Annotated in this window: 14 protein-coding genes and 1 tRNA gene; 7 read left to right on the forward strand and 8 right to left on the reverse strand. The window is 60.2% G+C overall.

The window, feature by feature from the left end; genetic code table 11:
- The first annotated feature begins 318 nt into the window (after window positions 1-318).
- Window positions 319-1,536, forward strand: a complete 1,218-nt coding sequence (locus KVQ74_RS23810; protein ID WP_217833824.1) for an MFS transporter — start codon at window positions 319-321, stop codon at window positions 1,534-1,536.
- 66 nt (window positions 1,537-1,602) lie between these two features.
- Here KVQ74_RS23810 and ychF read toward each other — a convergent pair whose 3' ends face one another.
- The 8 genes from ychF to KVQ74_RS23850 form a co-directional block, all read right to left on the reverse strand.
- Window positions 1,603-2,703, reverse strand: coding sequence for a redox-regulated ATPase YchF (gene ychF / locus KVQ74_RS23815; protein ID WP_217833825.1), 1,101 nt, complete (start codon window positions 2,701-2,703; stop codon window positions 1,603-1,605).
- A 22-nt stretch (window positions 2,704-2,725) separates the two neighbouring features.
- Window positions 2,726-3,310, reverse strand: a complete 585-nt coding sequence (pth, locus tag KVQ74_RS23820; RefSeq protein WP_217833826.1) for an aminoacyl-tRNA hydrolase — start codon at window positions 3,308-3,310, stop codon at window positions 2,726-2,728.
- A gap of 170 nt (window positions 3,311-3,480) precedes the next feature.
- Entirely contained in the window at window positions 3,481-4,077 is a 597-nt protein-coding gene (locus tag KVQ74_RS23825) for a 50S ribosomal protein L25/general stress protein Ctc (RefSeq protein ID WP_217833827.1), read from the reverse strand.
- 141 nt (window positions 4,078-4,218) lie between these two features.
- The gene (locus tag KVQ74_RS23830; protein WP_003171603.1) at window positions 4,219-5,160 is read right to left on the reverse strand and encodes a ribose-phosphate pyrophosphokinase; all 942 of its coding nucleotides are present in this window, start codon (window positions 5,158-5,160) and stop codon (window positions 4,219-4,221) included.
- A 47-nt stretch (window positions 5,161-5,207) separates the two neighbouring features.
- A tRNA-Gln gene (locus KVQ74_RS23835) sits at window positions 5,208-5,282 on the reverse strand.
- Window positions 5,283-5,318: 36 nt separating this feature from the next.
- On the reverse strand, window positions 5,319-6,170 hold the full coding sequence (gene ispE / locus KVQ74_RS23840) for a 4-(cytidine 5'-diphospho)-2-C-methyl-D-erythritol kinase (RefSeq protein WP_217833828.1): 852 nt from the start codon (window positions 6,168-6,170) through the stop codon (window positions 5,319-5,321).
- A 2-nt stretch (window positions 6,171-6,172) separates the two neighbouring features.
- Window positions 6,173-6,790: a lipoprotein insertase outer membrane protein LolB gene (gene lolB, locus KVQ74_RS23845; RefSeq protein ID WP_217833829.1), complete on the reverse strand. Its 618-nt coding sequence runs from the start codon at window positions 6,788-6,790 to the stop codon at window positions 6,173-6,175.
- Between the two features lie 3 nt (window positions 6,791-6,793).
- Complete coding sequence (locus KVQ74_RS23850; protein WP_217833830.1) at window positions 6,794-8,518, reverse strand: tetratricopeptide repeat protein; 1,725 nt, start codon at window positions 8,516-8,518, stop codon at window positions 6,794-6,796.
- Between the two features lie 184 nt (window positions 8,519-8,702).
- Between KVQ74_RS23850 and hemA the strand changes: the two genes are divergently transcribed.
- The 6 genes from hemA to KVQ74_RS23880 all read left to right on the forward strand — a co-directional run bounded on the left by hemA (window position 8,703) and on the right by KVQ74_RS23880 (window position 14,059).
- A complete protein-coding gene (gene hemA / locus KVQ74_RS23855; protein WP_217833831.1) occupies window positions 8,703-9,989 on the forward strand; it encodes a glutamyl-tRNA reductase in 1,287 nt (428 codons plus the stop codon).
- A complete protein-coding gene (prfA, locus tag KVQ74_RS23860; protein ID WP_217833832.1) occupies window positions 9,986-11,068 on the forward strand; it encodes a peptide chain release factor 1 in 1,083 nt (360 codons plus the stop codon). The genes hemA and prfA overlap by 4 nt, the downstream gene beginning before the upstream one ends.
- A complete protein-coding gene (prmC, locus tag KVQ74_RS23865; RefSeq protein ID WP_217833833.1) occupies window positions 11,069-11,899 on the forward strand; it encodes a peptide chain release factor N(5)-glutamine methyltransferase in 831 nt (276 codons plus the stop codon).
- Window positions 11,893-12,648 (forward strand): molybdopterin-synthase adenylyltransferase MoeB, encoded by a 756-nt coding sequence (locus tag KVQ74_RS23870; protein WP_217833834.1) that lies wholly within the window; start codon window positions 11,893-11,895, stop codon window positions 12,646-12,648. Before prmC ends, KVQ74_RS23870 begins: the two co-directional genes overlap by 7 nt.
- Window positions 12,641-13,432, forward strand: a complete 792-nt coding sequence (murI, locus tag KVQ74_RS23875) for a glutamate racemase (RefSeq protein ID WP_217833835.1) — start codon at window positions 12,641-12,643, stop codon at window positions 13,430-13,432. Before KVQ74_RS23870 ends, murI begins: the two co-directional genes overlap by 8 nt.
- Before the next feature lie 108 nt (window positions 13,433-13,540).
- Window positions 13,541-14,059, forward strand: a complete 519-nt coding sequence (locus tag KVQ74_RS23880) for an acyloxyacyl hydrolase (RefSeq protein WP_217833836.1) — start codon at window positions 13,541-13,543, stop codon at window positions 14,057-14,059.
- Window positions 14,060-14,097 lie beyond the last annotated feature (38 nt).

A 14,097-nucleotide genomic window follows, 5' to 3' on the forward strand; every position in this document is an offset into this window, starting at 1 on the left:
TGGACACCCACGCACCATCGGCGTGCATCGCGGTCGTTGCGACCTTGATCAGTGCCCTGCTAAAAGGCCTCGAAAGTTCACTCTCGCCTGCTCTGTGGGCCGGCTCTGTAGCGAAACTTCCCATTCTCGATCCCCTTTGTAAGGGGCCGCGTTCAAGCGGAGAAACAAGGCAAGATTCAGACCATGGCTTTGCGCTATCACTGCTTTGGCGATGAACAACTCGTTCGTTAGCTGGCTAAGGGGATGGCGCGGTCGCACCGAAAAATGGCACATTGACGCACCTGCCTGTGTGCACCCATCTGCTGTTCGGAAATTCCCATGGCTATCAGCAACGCTCAGACCGCCGCCAGCGTGGCGTCCGCTCCTCCACAAAGCAGCCCGTTGGTGATGCGTATCATCGGCGCGGTGGCGCTGGCGCATTTGATCAATGACTTGATTCAATCGGTGCTGCCGTCGATCTATCCGATGCTCAAGGCCAACTACGGGCTGAGTTTCACCCAGGTCGGCCTGATCACCTTGACCTTCCAGTTGACTGCTTCGCTGTTGCAGCCGTGGGTCGGCTATCACACGGATCGCCATCCGAAAGCATGGCTGTTGCCGGCCGGCTCGGTGTGTACGCTGATCGGCATCCTGATGATGTCGGTGGTCGGCAGCTTCCCGATGATTCTGCTGGCGGCGGCGTTGATCGGTATCGGCTCTTCGACCTTCCACCCGGAGGCCTCGCGCGTGGCGCGACTGGCGTCGGGCGGGCGTTTCGGTCTGGCGCAATCGACGTTCCAGGTCGGCGGTAACGCGGGCTCGGCATTCGGCCCGTTGCTGGCGGCGGCGATCATCATTCCGTTCGGACAGGGACACGTGGCCTGGTTTGGATTGTTCGCGGTGTTTGCGTTGTTCGTGCTGTACCGCATCAGCCGTTGGTACGCCAATCACCTGAATCTGTTCAAGCTCAAGCAAGGCCAGGCGGCGACCCACGGCTTATCGAAGGGCAGGGTGGTCAGTGCGCTGGTGGTGCTGGGGCTGCTGGTGTTTTCCAAGTATTTCTACATGGCCAGCCTGACCAGTTACTTCACTTTTTACCTGATCGAGAAGTTCGATCTGTCGGTGGCCAGTTCGCAACTGCACCTGTTCCTGTTCCTCGGAGCGGTGGCGGCGGGGACGTTCTTTGGCGGGCCGATCGGCGACAAGATCGGGCGTAAGGCGGTGATCTGGTTCTCGATCCTCGGCGTGGCACCGTTCACCCTGTTGATGCCTCGCGTCGATCTGTTCTGGACCAGCGTGCTGAGCGTGGTGATCGGCTTCATTCTCGCTTCGGCGTTCTCGGCAATCGTGGTGTACGCGCAGGAACTGGTGCCGGGCAACGTCGGGATGATCGCCGGGGTGTTCTTCGGTCTGATGTTCGGCTTCGGCGGGATCGGCGCGGCGCTGCTCGGGCATCTGGCGGATGTTCACGGCATCGAGTACGTGTACTTCCTGTGCTCGTTCCTGCCATTGTTCGGGGTGTTGGCGATCTTCCTGCCACGGACGAAAAAGGCCTGATATCCGGATATTTCGGGCACAAAAAAAGCCGCGTATCAAACGCGGCTTTTTTCTTGGGCGTGAGGCTTATACGTTGAAGCGGAAGTGCATCACGTCGCCGTCTTTGACGATGTAGTCCTTGCCTTCCAGGCGCCATTTACCGGCTTCCTTGGTGCCGGCTTCGCCCTTGTACTGGATGAAGTCGTTGTAGGCGATGACTTCGGCGCGGATGAAGCCTTTTTCGAAGTCGGTGTGGATCACGCCGGCGGCTTGTGGTGCGGTAGCACCGACGCGGACGGTCCAGGCGCGGACTTCTTCGACACCGGCGGTGAAGTAGGTCTGCAGGTGCAGCATTTCGTAACCGGCGCGGATCACGCGGTTCAGGCCAGGCTCTTCCAGGCCCAGGGCCTCGAGGAACATGTCCTTTTCTTCGCCGTCATCGAGCTCGGCGATTTCCGCTTCGATCTTGTTGCAGACCGGAACCACCACAGCGCCTTCTTCTTCGGCGATGGCCTTGACCACGTCCAGGTGCGGGTTGTTCTCGAAACCGTCTTCCGCCACGTTGGCGATGTACATGACCGGTTTGGTGGTCAGCAGGTGGAAGCCCTTGATCACTGCTTTTTCGTCAGTGCTCATGTTCTTCATCAGGCTGCGTGCCGGCTTGCCTTCGGTGAAGTGAGCGATCAGTTGCTCCAGCAGGCCTTTCTGGACCACTGCGTCCTTGTCTCCGCCCTTGGCGTTGCGCGCGACTTTCTGCAGTTGTTTCTCGCAGCTGTCGAGGTCGGCGAAGATCAGTTCCAGGTCGATGATTTCGATGTCGCGCTTGGGGTCGACGCTGTTGGAAACGTGGATCACGTTCTCGTCTTCGAAGCAGCGCACGACGTGGGCGATGGCGTCGGTTTCGCGGATGTTGGCCAGGAACTTGTTACCCAGGCCTTCACCTTTCGATGCACCGGCGACCAGGCCGGCGATGTCGACGAATTCCATGGTGGTCGGCAGGATGCGCTTTGGATTGACGATGGCCGCCAGAGCGTCCAGACGCGAATCCGGCATCGGCACGATGCCGCTGTTCGGCTCGATGGTGCAGAAGGGGAAGTTTTCCGCCGCGATACCGGACTTGGTCAGGGCGTTGAACAGGGTGGACTTGCCGACGTTAGGCAGGCCGACGATGCCGCAATTGAATCCCATGGTGTTTCCCCTCGGGTAAGAGTCAGGCCTTCTGGCTGTGCAGGTTTTTCATCGCGCGGTTCCATTCACCGGCGAGGATATCCGGCAGCACGCCGAGGGCAAAGTCGATGCTGGCATCGAGTTTTTCCTGTTCGGCGCGTGGCGCACGACCCAGGACGAAATTTGAAACCATACTGGCGACGCCCGGGTGGCCGATGCCAAGCCGCAGGCGGTGGAACGTATTCTGATTGCCCAGTTGCGCAATGATGTCGCGCAACCCGTTGTGACCGCCATGGCCGCCGCCCTGCTTGAGCTTGGCAACGCCCGGAGGCAGATCGAGTTCGTCGTGTGCCACCAGGATTTCTTCAGGCGTGATGCGGAAGAAACCGGCGAGTGCCGCCACGGCCTGGCCGCTGCGGTTCATGTAGGTGGTGGGAATCAGCAGACGAACATCCTGACCCTGATGCGAATAGCGCCCGGTCAGGCCGAAATACTTGCGATCGGCCACAAGGCTGATGCCTTGTTTATCGGCGATGCGCTCAACAAAAAGGGCCCCTGCGTTATGCCGGGTCTGTTCGTATTCGGCGCCTGGATTACCCAGGCCAACGATCAGTTTGATGGCAGTCACGATAGGGGCCCTTCCTTGGAGTGGTGGATAACATCGCCGCGATCAGGGACAGCGGCGAAAGTGGACGAAAAATGCTCATTTACCATGGATGTAAACTCCGCGTTCTCGCCCGCTTTCTCGCTACGCTCTAGTCCGCGATGTTTCCGCTCACTCCGGCGAACAGAGTGAAATTACTCTGCTGCGCCTTCTGCGGCTTCTGGAGCAACACGTGGAGCGTGGACGTTGGCAACAGCCTTGTCATCGCCGTGTGCCAGAGCAACGAACTCAACACCTTTAGGAGCCTTGAGGTCCGACAGGTGAATGATGGTGCCGATTTCAGCTTTAGCCAGGTCGACTTCGATGAACTCAGGCAGGTCTTTCGCTTCGCAGGAAACTTCGATTTCAGCAACAACGTGCGAGATCTCGCCGCCTTTCTTGACCGGAGCGTCTTCGTTGATGAAGTGAACCGGTACTTTGGCGGTCAGTTTCTGGCCAGCAACAACGCGCACGAAGTCAGCGTGCATGATGAATTGCTTGGCTGGGTGACGCTGCATCGCTTTAACAACGACGTTTTGCTTTTTGCCGTCGATGTTCAGCTCGATCACGTGGCTGTAGGCAGCTTCGTTTTCGAACAGCTTGGCGATTTCCTTGGCCAGGATGGTCACGGATTCAGCAGGCTTGTCACCACCGTATACAACGGCCGGGATGTTCAGAGCGTGACGCAGGCGGCGGCTCGCACCTTTCCCCAGGTCAGTACGCGCTTGAGCGTTCAGGATGAAATCAGTCATTTTGTATCTCCAAAATAGCCATCACCGAGTGGCGTTTGCGACCAGCGCCAAACACGGTATGGGCAAAAAAGCCCCGCCCCGACAGGTATGCCGGGGCGGGGCGCTTTTCGTCAACGGGACATTTCGAGAAGGGCAGGGCCCTTAACGGAACATCGCGCTGATCGATTCTTCATTGCTGATGCGGCGAACCGCTTCGGCAACAACCGGTGCGATATCCAGTTGGCGGATACGTGCACAGGCTTGTGCTGCTGCGGACAGCGGGATGGTGTTAGTGACCACCAGCTCGTCCAGCACGGAATTTTCGATATTCTCGATGGCCCGGCCCGACAGCACAGGGTGTGTGCAGTAGGCAAAGACCTTGGCTGCGCCATGCTCTTTCAGGGCCTTGGCCGCGTGGCACAGAGTGCCGGCGGTATCGACCATGTCATCGACGAGAATACAGGTACGCCCTTCGACATCACCGATGATATGCATCACTTCAGAGTGATTGGCTTTCTCACGGCGTTTGTCGATGATCCCGAGATCCACGCCCAGGGATTTGGCAACAGCCCGTGCACGCACGACGCCACCAATGTCCGGGGACACGATCATCAGGTTTTCGAAGCGCTGATCTTCGATGTCATCCACCAGAACCGGGGAGCCGTAGATGTTATCTACCGGAATATCGAAGAAACCCTGAATCTGGTCAGCATGCAGATCAACCGTGAGAACACGGTCGATGCCGACTACGGTGAGCATGTCAGCAACGACTTTCGCGCTGATAGCCACACGTGCGGAACGCGGACGGCGATCCTGACGGGCATAACCAAAATAAGGAATAACAGCAGTGATACGAGTAGCCGAGGAGCGGCGGAAGGCATCAGCCATCACTACCAGTTCCATCAGGTTATCGTTGGTCGGAGCGCAAGTCGGCTGAATAATGAAAACGTCTTTACCGCGAACGTTTTCATTGATCTCGGCAGTAATTTCGCCGTCGGAGAATTTACCGACAGAGATGTCACCGAGAGGGATATGCAGCTGACGTACGACACGCCGAGCCAGATCGGGGTTAGCGTTCCCCGTAAAGACCATCATCTTGGACACGCGCAGTACCTGAAGGCTGAGGGTATACCTGGATGAGTATAGGAAAATGGCAGGGGCGGCTGGATTCGAACCAACGCATGGCAGGATCAAAACCTGCTGCCTTACCGCTTGGCGACGCCCCTGTATCTGTTGCATCAAGTGCCGTGCACTTGGTTCCTTTAGAGCAGACTTTGCAGCTTGCGGTGCAACATTGAAATGTTGCTTCCTTTCGCTACAAACCCTGTAAGGGTCTCTGTCAGAAGGGCCGAGACTTTATCAGCTTCAGCTTTGCTTGGGAAGCCCCCAAACACACAACTTCCAGTTCCGGTGAGTTTTGCTTCGGTAAATTTACCTAACAAATCCAATGCGTTACGTACTTCCGGATAACGCCTTGCTACCACCGGCAAGCAGTCATTTCGACTGTTTCCCTCGGGAACGGGGCGCACTTTAATGGGCGGCGTGTTACGTGTCAACAATGGATCTGAAAAAATTTCTGCCGTACTTACAGAGACTTGCGGCACCAGCACCAGATACCACGGTTCTGCCGGTTCGACCGGGGTCAGTTTCTCGCCGACGCCTTCGGCAAACGCCGCATGGCCACGGACGAAAACCGGAACGTCGGCACCGAGGGTCAGGCCCAGCGTCGCCAGTCGATCCAGATCCCAGCCCAGTTGCCACAGATGATTGAGGCCCAGCAGGGTGGTTGCCGCGTTCGAGCTGCCGCCCCCGATTCCGCCGCCCATGGGCAGCACCTTGTCGATCCAGATGTCGATGCCTTGCGAACAGCCGGATTGTTCCTGGAGTTTTTTCGCCGCGCGAACGATCAGGTTGCTGTCGTGGGGTACGCCGTCGAACTCGGTGTGCAGGCAAATCACCCCATCGTCACGGACGGCGAAGGTGATTTCATCGCCGTAATCGACAAACTGAAAAATCGTCTGCAACTCGTGATAGCCGTCTTCGCGACGACCGAGAATGTGCAGCATCAGGTTGAGTTTCGCCGGTGAGGGCAGGGTCAGGCGCGCAGCGGTCATGCTTACTGCCCCAGTTTGCGCGGTTGCCAGGTCTTGATCACCAGCGTCACGTCCAGGTCGGTGCCGTGCAGTTTGATCCGCTCGGGCAGCCAGTAGCCGTTCTGTTCGGCATAACCCAGATATTCGACTTGCCAGCCGTCCTGATCCAGATTGGCCAGGCGACTGTCGGCATCGAGGGTCAGACGGCTTTTGCTTTTCGGTGCCGGCAGGCCGCGTACCCACCAGGCCAGGTTCGATACCGGCAGTTTCCAGCCCAGCTGTTCTTCCAGCAGGACTTCCGGGGACTCGGCGTCATAGCGGCCCTGATTGGCGACTTCCAGCGAGACTTTACCGGGGCGGCCGGTCAGGCGTGCCGCGCCGCGCCCCAGCGGGCCGGACAGGCGAATGTCGTAGTAATCCTGGCGTTGCAGCCAGAACAGCGTGCCGCTGCCGGAGTCTTTCGGGGCGCGGATGCCGATCTTGCCGTCGATCTGCCAGCCGTCCAGGCCAGTCAACTGCTGCTTGTGCGTGTTCCACTGGGCCGGATTGCCGTGGCCTTCGACCGACTCGCGAGCGCCAAAACCCGCGCAACCGGCGAGCAGGGCGATGAAGCTGAAAACAATGACGTGGCGCAAAAACATGAGTTATAGAGTCTCGGATCCGGTCAGGCGCTTGATGGTGCTGCGCAGAATGGTGCTGTCGGGCTGATCCTTGAGGAACTTGCCCCAGATTTGCCGGGCTTCGCGCTGATTGCCCTTGATCCACAGCACTTCGCCCAGGTGTGCGGCGACTTCATGGTCGGGGAAACGCTCCAGGGCCTGGCGCAGATACTTCTCGGCGTCATCGAGGTTGCCCATGCGGAAATTCACCCAGCCGAGGCTGTCGAGGACCGCCGGATCTTCCGGGTTGAGCTGGTGGGCCTGCTCGATCAGTGCCTTGGCTTCGGCGTAGCGGGTGGTGCGGTCGGACAGCGTGTAGCCGAGGGCGTTGAGCGCCATGGCGTTGTCCGGGTCGCGCTTGATGATCAGGCGCAGGTCTTTTTCCATTTGCGCCAGGTCATTGCGTTTTTCAGCCTGCATGGCCCGGGTGTAGAGCAGATTCAGATCGTCCGGGTATTGCTGCAAGGCGGTTTGCAGGGTTTTCCAGGCCTTGTCTTCCTGTTTGTTGGCGGACAGGGTTTCGGCTTCGATCAGATACAGCTGGATCGCGTAGTCCGGCTGCGCATCACGCTCGGCGGCCAGTTTGCTCTGGGCTTCGGCGGTCTTGCCGTTGTTCATCAGAATGTCGGCCTGCCGCAGTTGCGCCGGCAGATAATCGTTGCCGGGGCCGACCTGGGCGTACTCGATGAGCGCGCCCTGCGGGTCATTGCGTTCCTCGGCGATGCGCCCCAGGTTCAGGTGCGCCGAGTCGACATGGCTTTCCCGGGCAATCAGGTCTTCCAGATAGCCCTTGGCTTCGTCCCAGGCCTTGGCTTCCAGGCAGACCAGCGCCAGCGAATAACGCAACTCGTCGTCTTCCGGGTATTGCTGCACCAGGGTGGAGAACTCGACCTTGGCGTCGTCCATCCGGTCCTGTTCCACCAGCATCCGCGCGTAAGTCAGGCGCAGGCGCTTGTCGTCCGGATATTTCCGGATGCTTTTTTGCAGCAGCGGCAGCGCTTCGTCGCCACGGTTCAGCCCCTGCAGCAGGCGGGCGCGCAGCAGGATCGGGGCGATTTCGCCGTCTTCCGGCGGGTTGTCTTCGAGCAGGGTCAGCGCACCTTTGGTGTCGCCATCCTGCTGCATCAGCAGGGCCTTGCCGAAAATCAGCTGATTGTTGTTCGGGTGACGCTGCAACAAACGGTCAAAACTTTTCATCAGACCGTTACGGGTTTCCTGATCGGTGTCGGCCGCCGACAGCGCGAGGAAGTCGAAATGGGTGTCGCCCTTGCCCTGCAGGACTTTCTCCATGTAGACCATCGAGTCGTCATAACGCCCGGCGCGCGCCAGTTGCACGGCAGCGGCACGTTGCGCTTCGAGATCGTCCGGAGCGTTTTTTGCCCAGATCAGCGCGGTATCGAGCGCCGGCTGATCCGCGCCGAGGTACTCGGCAATGCGGAATGCGCGCTCGGAGATGCCCGGATCCTGGGTGTTGATGGCCTGGGTCACGTAGTTGTCCAGGGCAATGTCGAAGCGATTGCGCTGGCCGGCGAGTTCGGCGCTCAACAGGCTGTAGACGGTTTCCTCGCTGAACGAGCTGTAAACCTTGGGCTTTTCAGGCGCGGGGGTGCTGTCTTCAGCCGGCGACGTGCCGTCCGGCGAAACGGGGGCCAAGGCCTGGCAGCCGCTGAGGAAGACAAAAGCGAGGAGCAACGCGGAAGATCTATTCATATAGGAAGAAGGACGACTAACCTGCGGTGCGGATCATCATGACACAAGCCTTCGGCCAAACATAACCGAGTCTCGATTGTGGCCATTATAGGGACCAACGATTGGGACAATAGTCAGCGGTAGTTGTTCTGAATCTTTCGAAGTAGGACAATTGCCGGCTTCACGTCACCATCAGCGACCTTGAATGGCCTTCCTCGCACTCGGTATTAACCACAAGACTGCTTCAGTAGACGTCCGCGAGCGCGTGGCCTTTACCCCTGAGCAGCTGGTTGAGGCCTTGCAGCAGCTCTGCCGACTCACCGACAGTCGCGAAGCTGCGATCCTCTCCACCTGCAATCGCAGTGAACTGTATATAGAACAGGATCACCTGTCGGCGGATATCGTGCTGCGCTGGCTGGCCGAATACCATCAATTGAGCCTCGAAGAGCTGCGCGCGAGCGCGTATGTCCACGAGGATGATGCGGCAGTTCGTCACATGATGCGGGTCGCCTCCGGGCTCGATTCCCTCGTCTTGGGCGAACCGCAGATTCTCGGCCAGATGAAATCGGCCTACGCGGTGGCGCGCGAGGCAGGCACCATCGGGCCGTTGCTGGGGCGTCTGTTCCAGGCAACGTTCAATGCCGCCAAGCAGGTGCGCACCGACACCGCCATCGGTGAAAACCCGGTGTCCGTGGCGTTTGCCGCCGTCAGTCTGGCCAAGCAGATCTTCAGCGACCTGCAACGCAGCCAGGCCCTGCTGATCGGCGCCGGCGAGACCATCACCCTGGTCGCCCGCCATCTGCATGAGCTGGGGGTCAAGCGCATTGTGGTCGCCAACCGCACCCTGGAGCGCGCGAGTCTTCTGGCCGAACAGTTCGGCGCACACGCGGTATTGCTGTCGGACATCCCGGCGGAGCTGGTGCGCAGCGACATCGTCATCAGCTCCACCGCCAGCCAGTTGCCGATCCTCGGCAAGGGCGCGGTGGAAAGCGCATTGAAGCAGCGCAAGCACAAGCCGATCTTCATGGTCGACATCGCCGTTCCCCGGGATATCGAGCCGGAAGTCGGCGAACTGGACGACGTTTACCTCTATAGCGTCGACGATCTGCACGAAGTGGTCGCCGAAAACCTCAAGAGCCGTCAGGGCGCTGCGCAAGCGGCGGAAGAGATGGTTTCGGTCGGCGCCGATGATTTCATGCTGCGCCTGCGCGAACTGGCGGCGGTCGATGTGCTCAAGGCCTATCGTCAACAGAGCGAACGGCTGCGTGACGAAGAACTGCAAAAAGCCCTGCGTCTGCTGGCCAACGGCGGCAACGCCGAAGACGTGCTGGGGCAACTGGCCCGTGGCCTGACCAATAAACTGCTGCACGCACCAAGCGTTCAGTTGAAAAAGCTTTCTGCCGAAGGCCGCCTCGATGCGCTGGCCATGGCTCAGGAACTCTTTGCCCTCGAGGGCTCACCGGATAGCTTTTCGGATAAAAAACCGCAATGAAAGCGTCACTGCTCAATAAGCTGGAGATCCTCCAGGATCGTTTCGAGGAACTGACCGCGCTGCTAGGCGACGCCGAAGTCATTTCCGACCAGACCAAATTCCGCGCCTATTCCAAGGAATATGCCGAAGTCGAACCGGTCGTCGAAGCCTATAAACAGTTGCTCAAGGCCCAGAGCGATCTTGAGGGTGCCCAGGCGCTGCTCAAGGACGGCGACCCCGACATGCGCGAAATGGCCGTGGAGGAAGTCCGCGAGACCAAGGAGCAACTGGTCGAACTGGAAGCCAACCTGCAACGCATGCTGCTGCCCAAAGATCCCAACGACGGGCGCAACGTGTTCCTCGAAATCCGCGCCGGCACCGGTGGCGATGAGGCGGCGATCTTCTCCGGCGACCTGTTCCGCATGTATTCGCGTTACGCCGAGCGGCGTGGCTGGCGGGTGGAAATCCTCTCGGAAAACGAGGGCGAGCACGGCGGCTATAAAGAAGTCATCGCCCGGGTCGAAGGCGAGAATGTCTACGGCAAACTGAAATTCGAGTCCGGTGCGCACCGCGTGCAGCGGGTTCCGGCCACCGAATCCCAGGGCCGTATCCACACCTCGGCCTGCACCGTGGCGGTGTTGCCGGAGCCGGACGAGCAGGAAGCGATCGAAATCAACCCGGCGGATCTGCGCGTCGACACCTACCGTTCCTCCGGGGCCGGTGGTCAGCACGTCAACAAGACCGATTCGGCGATCCGCATCACTCACTTGCCGACCGGCATCGTGGTCGAGTGCCAAGAGGAGCGTTCCCAGCACAAGAACCGCGCACGGGCGATGGCCTGGCTGTCGGCCAAGCTCAACGATCAGCAGACCGCCGCGGCGGCCAACGCGATTGCCAGCGAGCGCAAATTGCTGGTCGGCTCCGGCGACCGTTCCGAGCGGATTCGTACCTACAACTTTGCCCAGGGCCGGGTCACCGACCACCGCGTCAACCTGACCCTGTACTCGCTGGATGAAATCCTCGCCGGTGGCGTGGAAGCGGTGATCGAGCCGTTGCTGGCCGAATACCAGGCCGACCAACTTGCTGCGATAGGTGAGTAAATGACCATCATCGCCAGCCTGTTGCGCGCCGCCGAACTGCCGGACTCGCCCACCGCGCGTCTGGACGCCGAATTGCTCTTGGCCGCCGCGCTGGGCAAGTCCCGCAGTTTTCTCCACACCTGGCCCGAGCGCATCGTGCCCAGTGACGCCGCACTGACCTTTGCCGAGTACCTGCAACGTCGCCGCAGCGGTGAACCGGTGGCCTACATTCTCGGCCAGCAGGGTTTCTGGAAGCTCGATCTGGAAGTGGCGCCGCACACGCTGATCCCGCGCCCGGACACCGAACTGTTGGTGGAAGCCGCGCTGGAATTGCTGCCGGCAACCCCGGCCCGCGTCCTCGACCTCGGCACCGGCAGCGGGGCGATTGCCCTGGCCCTGGCCAGCGAGCGTCCGGCGTGGAACGTCACCGCCGTGGATCGCGTGCTGGAGGCCGTGGCCCTGGCCGAACGCAACCGCCAGCGTCTGCAACTGAACAACGTCACCGTGCTGAGCAGTCACTGGTTCAGCGCGCTCGAAGGCAAGCGTTTCCAACTCATCATCAGCAACCCGCCGTATATTCGTGCCGCCGATCCGCATCTGGTCGAAGGCGATGTGCGCTTCGAGCCTGCCAGTGCGCTGGTGGCCGGGGAAGACGGGCTTGACGATCTGCGCCTGATTGTCGCCCAGGCACCGGATCATCTGGACGCCGGTGGCTGGCTGATGCTCGAACACGGTTATGATCAAGCCGAAGCCGTGCGCGATCTGCTGTTGACCCGAGGTTTCGAAGAAGTCCACAGCCGCACCGATCTGGGCGGTCATCAACGCATCAGTCTGGGACGCCTGCCGTGCTGAATGATCAGGAATTGTTGCGCTACAGTCGGCAGATCCTGCTGCAACACGTCGATATCGACGGCCAGTTGCGGCTCAAGGACAGCCGGGTTCTGATCGTCGGCCTCGGTGGTCTCGGCGCGCCGGTGGCGCTGTATCTGGCGGCTGCCGGTGTTGGTGAGCTGCATCTGGCGGATTTTGACACGGTCGACCTGACCAACCTGCAACGCCAGATCATCCACGACACCGACAGCGTCGGTCTGACCAAGGTCGACTCGGCGCTCAAGCGCCTGGGCGCGATCAATCCTGAAATCCGTCTGGTGCCCCATCGCCAGGCGCTGGACGAAGATTCTCTCGCCGCCGCCGTGGCGGCGGTGGATCTGGTGCTCGACTGTTCCGACAACTTCTCCACCCGCGAGGCGGTCAATGCCGCGTGTGTGGCGGCGCGCAAGCCGCTGGTCAGCGGCGCGGCAATCCGCCTGGAAGGGCAACTGTCGGTCTTCGATCCACGGCGCGCCGAAAGTCCGTGCTACCACTGTCTGTACGGGCACGGCAGCGAAGCCGAATTGACCTGCAGCGAGGCCGGCGTGGTCGGACCGCTGGTGGGGCTGGTCGGCAGTCTCCAGGCGCTGGAAGCCCTGAAGATGCTGGTCGGGTTCGGCGAGCCGCTGGTGGGGCGCTTGCTGTTGATCGATGCGCTGGGTTCGCGCTTCCGTGAGCTGCGGGTCAAGCGTGATCCGAAATGCAGCGTCTGTGGTTCGCACCATGCGTGAGGCGCCGATCGGCGTCTTCGACTCCGGTGTCGGCGGCTTGTCGGTATTGGCGGAAATCCAGCGACTGCTGCCCAACGAGTCGTTGTTGTATTTTGCCGATTGCGGACACATTCCCTACGGCGAGAAGACGCCGGAATTCATCCGTCAGCGTTGCAGTATCATGGCCGGCTTCTTTCGCGAGCAGGGCGCCAAGGCGTTGGTGCTGGCCTGCAACACCGCGACCGTGGCCGGCGTCGCCGATCTGCGCCGGGACTTCCCCGAGTGGCCGATCGTCGGCATGGAGCCGGCGGTCAAACCGGCGGCGGCCGCGACCCGCAGCGGCGTGGTCGGTGTGCTCGCCACCACCGGTACTTTGCAGAGCGCCAAGTTCGCTGCCTTGCTCGATCGCTTTGCCACCGATGTGCGGGTGATCACCCAGCCTTGTCCGGGCCTGGTCGAGCTGATCGAAAGTGGTGATCTGCACAGCGCCGAACTGCGCCAGATGCTGCACGGTTACGTCGAGCCGCTGCTGGCCGCCGGTTGTGACACGATCATTCTCGGCTGCACGCACTACCCGTTTCTCAAGCCGATGCTCAAGACCATGATCCCCGAAGCGATCAGCCTGATCGACACCGGCGCGGCCGTGGCACGACAACTTCAGCGCCTGCTGGCCGAGCGCGAACTGCTGGCCGAGGGGCCGAATCGTGCCGTGCAATTCTGGACCAGCGCCGATCCGCACTACTTTAAAAATATCCTGCCGTTGCTGGGACAGGCACCTGGCGACGTCCACCGCTTCAGTTTGTAAATAAACCGTGACATAAACGGAAAAATTAGCTGAACTTCTGGTGGGGCAGAGACTTCTTAGCGATAAGTAACAAAAAACCATACGACCGTTCGGAAAAGGATGTTTCAAGTGAAGCGACTATTCTGCTTGGCCGCGATTGCGGCTGCACTGATGGGGCAAAGTCTTACCGCACAAGCTGCAGGCGTCGAGTTCGGGGTAGGGGCGACGAGCGACTCGACCATGACTTATCGTCTGGGGATGAACTTCGACTGGGACAAGAGTTGGCTGCAAAGCGATGTCGGTCGCCTGACCGGCTACTGGAGCGGCGCCTACACCTATTGGGAAGGTGACAAGACCTCCAGCAACAACAGCCTGTCGTTCTCGCCGGTACTGGTTTACGAATTCGCCGGTCAGTCGGTCAAGCCGTATGTCGAGGCGGGCATCGGTGTGGCGCTGTTCTCCAACACACAATACGAAGACAACAAACTGGGCGGGGCCTTCCAGTTCGAGGATCGCTTCGGGTTCGGTCTGCGTTTCAACGGCGGGCATGAAGTCGGGATTCGCGCGACCCATTATTCCAACGCGGGTCTTTCCAGCAACAACGATGGCGTAGAAAGTTACTCGCTGCATTACACCATGCCGCTGTAAGCACGCCTTGTGGGGGCAAACCCGCTCCCACAAACGCA

It is taken from the genome of Pseudomonas botevensis (assembly GCF_019145475.1).
GTDB classification, from domain to species: Bacteria; Pseudomonadota; Gammaproteobacteria; order Pseudomonadales; family Pseudomonadaceae; genus Aquipseudomonas; species Aquipseudomonas botevensis.

What these genes read in the sequence shown, in the direction of transcription:
- KVQ74_RS23810 (WP_217833824.1), top strand. Translation starts at nt 319, where the DNA reads ATGGCTATCAGCAACGCTCAGACCGCCGCCAGCGTGGCGTCCGCTCCT.
- ychF (WP_217833825.1), bottom strand. Translation starts at nt 2,703, where the DNA reads ATGGGATTCAATTGCGGCATCGTCGGCCTGCCTAACGTCGGCAAGTCC.
- KVQ74_RS23825 (WP_217833827.1), bottom strand. Translation starts at nt 4,077, where the DNA reads ATGACTGATTTCATCCTGAACGCTCAAGCGCGTACTGACCTGGGGAAA.
- ispE (WP_217833828.1), bottom strand. Translation starts at nt 6,170, where the DNA reads ATGACCGCTGCGCGCCTGACCCTGCCCTCACCGGCGAAACTCAACCTG.
- lolB (WP_217833829.1), bottom strand. Translation starts at nt 6,790, where the DNA reads ATGTTTTTGCGCCACGTCATTGTTTTCAGCTTCATCGCCCTGCTCGCC.
- KVQ74_RS23850 (WP_217833830.1), bottom strand. Translation starts at nt 8,518, where the DNA reads ATGAATAGATCTTCCGCGTTGCTCCTCGCTTTTGTCTTCCTCAGCGGC.
- hemA (WP_217833831.1), top strand. Translation starts at nt 8,703, where the DNA reads ATGGCCTTCCTCGCACTCGGTATTAACCACAAGACTGCTTCAGTAGAC.
- prfA (WP_217833832.1), top strand. Translation starts at nt 9,986, where the DNA reads ATGAAAGCGTCACTGCTCAATAAGCTGGAGATCCTCCAGGATCGTTTC.
- prmC (WP_217833833.1), top strand. Translation starts at nt 11,069, where the DNA reads ATGACCATCATCGCCAGCCTGTTGCGCGCCGCCGAACTGCCGGACTCG.
- murI (WP_217833835.1), top strand. Translation starts at nt 12,641, where the DNA reads ATGCGTGAGGCGCCGATCGGCGTCTTCGACTCCGGTGTCGGCGGCTTG.